The following is a 1,911-nucleotide window of genomic DNA, read 5'->3' as shown; positions in this document are numbered from 1 at the left end:
TCTAATGAACGCTTTGAACCGCTTGTCATGAGTTGGATATAATCGATAATCAAGACATCTAGACCATGTTGTCGTTTGAGACGCCTTGCACGGGCGGACAATTGTGCAAGGGATACACCCCCCGTTTGATCAATATAAAGAGGGATTGTTTGTAAGGAACGCATTGCGTAAATGATGTTGGTAAATTGCTCTTCTGAGATATTACCACGACGCATATCAGAAGAAGAAACCTTTATTTGTTCTGAGATAATACGAGTTGCAAGCTGTTCTGTTGACATCTCAAGTGAGAAGAAACCTACAATGCCCCCTTCATTTTCTTGGCTGTTATCACGCTTACAAGCATTGGCAATATTAAAAGCAATATTGGTCGCCAGTGAGGTTTTCCCCATCCCAGGGCGTCCAGCTATGATAATTAAGTCAGATGCTTGTAATCCTCCCATTTTCTCATCAAGGGTTTTGATATGGGTAGCTATCCCAGAAAGCTGTGAGGAACGCTTTTTTGCAGCGCTTGCCATGTTAAGTGCTTTTGCAATGGCTGTATCAAAGTTTTCAAACCCACCCCCGTATTTCCCTTTTTCGGCGAGCTCAAATAACTGATTTTCAATCGTTTCAATTTGTTGGGTAGGCGTGAGCTCTACAGGAGCATCAAAAGCTGTATTGGCAACTTCATTGCCAAGATTAATCAAAGACCGGCGGATAAAAAGATCGTAAATAACGCGTCCATAATCTTCAGTGTTAATAATAGTGACTGCCTCTGTGGCTAAGCGAACAACATACTGGTATACAGTAATATCTCCAATTTTTTCTTCCATTTGGATATAGGGCTTGATTGTAATGGGGTTTGCAAGATGACCATTTTGAATAATTTGTAAGACAATCTCAAAGATCTTTTGGTGTAGCGTTTCAAAAAAATGTTCTGCTTTGAGAAAGTCTGAAACGCGATCGAGTGCATTATTATTAATCAGGATTGCTCCAAGTAATGCCTGCTCTGCTTCAATATTATGGGGAAGTTGACGAAAAGAAGAAGCAAAATTATCTCTTGGATTTTCTGTTTTTAGCATGTTCAGTGTTCTCATTGCTTTCTTTTCCCTTGTTTGGTGCCTCAAAGGTGATTTCTGTGGTATATCCACTTTGCTTCTCATAGCAGTGGGTGACGGTCGCGGCTTTCCATGGACCATTGATTTGCCCACGAAACCCTTGAAGGATGAGAGGTTGATCCGCCATGATTTCAGGGCGTCCCTCAAGGGTCAAAGAACCACTGCCTACAGCACGACACAACCTGTCCGACTCGGAAGCAGCAGCAGCTCGTGCTTCCTCCTCACAAGTGTAACAAGTCCGCAAACGCCGCACGGGACCGCTAAACCCTGTCTGATGTTTGACTTGGCATTGCTGCCCTTTTGAGCGATCAAAATAAGAAGCTTCAATGGTGCCATATTGCGTACGTGGCTCTAACGTAAATTCCCAGTTGGAACAGTCGTACTTATGGATTGCTAATGCTGGTAAATTATCTCCGCTTAAAAACAAAAACTTATTGTCTTTGATTAAAAAACGTGCCCGCATGCGATCGGCAAGGCGGGTTAAAAAATCAACCGCCGATTGATCTGTACGAATCACATAAGGCAAAGTTTGTGTGGTGAACTGAGGACTGACCTTTGCTTGATAGCCATGGCGTTTGGCAAGTGTCTCAACAATCTCACCAACAGTTTTGTGGTCAAAATGTTCACTCACCTGTTCTTTGAGCTCTTTACGCATCGAGGCACTTTTGCCACAAAGGCGCAAAATCTCTCCATCACTGCCACCACAACTTACAACCGATTCGACAACAAAACACCCCATAAATGCACTGATGCTGTTCTCATAACCAAAGATCACCTGTAGCGCACTATTGCTTGAGGGAACCTCTAAATCATT

The 1,911-nt window shown here is 43.0% G+C and carries 2 protein-coding genes; both read right to left on the bottom strand.

Translation table 11 applies throughout. The features are described 5' to 3' along the window. Nucleotides 1–1,076: DnaB-like helicase C-terminal domain-containing protein (locus ACFILL_RS09105; RefSeq protein WP_375643813.1), on the bottom strand; the 1,076-nt coding region annotated here is incomplete at its 3' end. Then, on the bottom strand, nucleotides 1,033–1,911 hold an 879-nt coding region (locus tag ACFILL_RS09100), incomplete at its 5' end, for a phage late control D family protein (RefSeq protein WP_375643814.1). The genes ACFILL_RS09105 and ACFILL_RS09100, both read right to left, overlap by 44 nt.

Source organism: Bartonella sp. AP20NXHL (genome assembly GCF_042196165.1).
Taxonomy (GTDB): Bacteria; Pseudomonadota; Alphaproteobacteria; order Rhizobiales; family Rhizobiaceae; genus Bartonella.
Note: the sequence above shows the minus strand (reverse complement) of the source record. Positions and strands in the feature narration are given on the sequence as shown.